Below are 1,473 nucleotides of genomic sequence, written 5' to 3' on the forward strand. Positions count from 1 at the left end.
GGGGGCTCGTGGACCACGATGCTGCGGAACAGCTCGGGCCGGCGTGCGGCCAGGCCCAGGACGACCGACGCGCCGAAGGAATTCCCGGCGACGTGCGCGGGGGCGTGGCCAAGCCCTTCGATCAGCGCCGCGAGGTCGTCCTCGTCCTGCCTCCGGGTGCCCTGGCCCGGCACTTTCTCGCTCTGTCCATGGCCGCGGCGGTCGTACGCGACCACGGTGAAGGACGCGCGGAGACCGGCCTCGATCGCGGGCCGCCAGCTTTCGTGGTCGTTCCACGAACCGTGGACGAGCACCAGCGCTTCGCCTTCACCTACCGCCTCGTAGTAGAGATTCACGTCATCGGCGCGTACCTGCGGCATGCCGTGCCTTCCTTGGAGGAACAAAGGGATCAGGGGGCGACGGTTCGTGAGTGTCGCTACGCAGGTCTCTACCAGTACCGCCCCTGCCAGACTCGCCGCCGCGCCGTGGGTCCTGGGAGACCGGCACGCCTCCCGGGGAATCCCACCACCGCCAACGACCCACGTATTAGCGCCGTCCGCCGAACTCCCAGTCGTGGACTTCGATATCGGCGTACCGGTCCAGGGTCAGGACGGCACGCGCCTCGTCCGGGTCCGGGGCCCGGACCAGCGCCGCCGTGCCCAGCCAGGTGGCTTCGTCGTCGGACAGCAGTGGCCCGTACGCGATCAGGTCGTCCCGGTCTGGCGACACGACGAGGTCGGCGGCCGGCCCCGAGCCGAGGCCGAGCACCAGGTACTGGTTGCCGTCGGTCCGGTCGCCAGGGAAGTCCCACATGGTGCGCCCCAGCAGGTTGCGCCACCGGCGCAGCAGTACGTCCCGGTACGCGCCCGCCTGGTAGTTGGGCTCGTCGAAGGCGAACGCGCGGGCGGCAGCGGGATCCGGCAGGTCGACGATGTGCACGCTGCCGGAGGGTGTCTCACCGTCGTCGGCGAAGGTCGGGCCGCGCGCGATCAGCTCCGTCGCGTACCCGTCCATGTAGGACCAGTGGTCTTCCAGCAGCTCGTTGCGCAACTTGCCGGAGCCGGGCCGATCGCGGTGGTAGCAGAAGAACTCCATGGCCCAGACTCTCCCCAACGCACGGCAGCATCTCAACGGACTTGGCAACGAGCCGGCCCATCAGGCAACAGCCTGTTGCCCGATTGAACCCGCGTAATCGTCCAACAACCTGTTGGACAACCGAGGCGGCCACACGGGACCCGAAGCCCGTGTGCTTACGACTCCGGGGGGATCAGCTGCACGGTCAGGAAGTACGTCCGAAAGCGCGCGGCGTCCCGCGTGAGCAGTCGGTACCCGGCGGCCGCCGCGTGCCCGCCGATGGAGAAGTCCGGCATCGGCGACCGCTTCTGGCCGCCAGCCTCCTGGTACACGGCACCGTGACGAGGGCGGGGACGGGACTTCTGCCGAGCTGCCTCCGGCTCAGTCCCCGCCTCCCCCACCGCCTCCACCACCATCGCC

The 1,473-nt window shown here is 69.7% G+C and carries 2 protein-coding genes and 1 pseudogene; all 3 read right to left on the reverse strand.

Annotated features, from left to right (window positions below):
- Window positions 1-359 (reverse strand): alpha/beta fold hydrolase (locus U9R90_RS36170; protein WP_411061733.1); only part of this gene is annotated, 359 nt, incomplete at its 3' end.
- 166 nt (window positions 360-525) lie between these two features.
- Window positions 526-1,074 carry a YciI family protein gene (locus U9R90_RS36175; protein ID WP_411061734.1) on the reverse strand — a complete coding sequence of 183 codons (549 nt, stop codon included), beginning with the start codon at window positions 1,072-1,074 and terminating at the stop codon, window positions 526-528.
- 155 nt (window positions 1,075-1,229) lie between these two features.
- A pseudogene (locus U9R90_RS36180) lies at window positions 1,230-1,473 on the reverse strand (hypothetical protein); the annotation flags it as partial.

Source organism: Streptomyces sp. E11-3 (genome assembly GCF_046540415.1).
GTDB lineage: Bacteria > Actinomycetota > Actinomycetes > Streptomycetales > Streptomycetaceae > Streptomyces.

Bases quoted from the DNA above. Each gene is read 5' to 3' on its own strand.
- U9R90_RS36175 (WP_411061734.1), bottom strand. From the start codon at position 1,074: ATGGAGTTCTTCTGCTACCACCGCGATCGGCCCGGCTCCGGCAAGTTG.